1 protein-coding gene is annotated in these 707 nt (G+C 54.0%); it reads right to left on the bottom strand.

Annotated elements, in window-relative coordinates:
- On the bottom strand, positions 1-707 hold a 707-nt coding region (locus INT21_RS16855), incomplete at both ends, for a transposase (protein ID WP_193085501.1).

Genomic DNA, 707 nt, shown 5'->3' with positions numbered 1-707 from the left:
GAGCAGTGTCGACATTGCAGCAAGCGCCCTTCAAAGTGTACCCGAGTCTTACCAGTGTCCGTTGCTCGTTGCCCGCGAAAGGACAGTTTTTCACCGGTTGGGCAGATACACGTTAGCGCTACTGGATCAAACTGGAACGCACTAGCTGGCGTCGTCTCCCGCCAGCCTTTGTCCGGCAGGTTCTGGTGGCGCTTGCCGTATTTGTCTTTCTGGTCGGCGAACTTCGGGTCTCGGCTGCGGAACTGATTATCGGGGATGTAGCCGTTGATCCGCTGTTCGTGCAGATACTTCATGTTAGCCTCATTGGCAAAGCCGGTATCTGCGGTGACGACGGTGCCTTTCTGATAGATATTCTCCGCAATCCCCAGTTTCTTAAAACGGGCTTCGACCATTTCCAGTACGGGCTGCAAGGTGTGATGCTCCTGACCTTCGCCAAAGGCCTGAGCGTCAATGATGATCTGGTGCTTTTTATCCACCGTGGCGACGCCGTTATAGCCCTGAATCGTGCCCTTACTGGTCGTCATTTTGGCACTTTCGTTATCGGTCAGATTGCTCTTCACTTCCTTGACTCGCTTCCCCCGGCCCATCCTTGGGCTGTGCGTCTTTAGGAAACGATCCACTTTGTTCATAGCGGCATCTAGCGAGAGAATCGTTTTGGCCCGTCGGATATCCCGATCCAGATCGGCTTCCGTTTCAGCTTCATCACG

Source organism: Halomonas sp. 3F2F (assembly GCF_014897805.1).
Classification (GTDB): Bacteria; Pseudomonadota; Gammaproteobacteria; order Pseudomonadales; family Halomonadaceae; genus Vreelandella.
The sequence above is the reverse complement of the archived record's forward strand: the minus strand, read 5'-3'. Positions and strand labels throughout refer to the sequence as shown.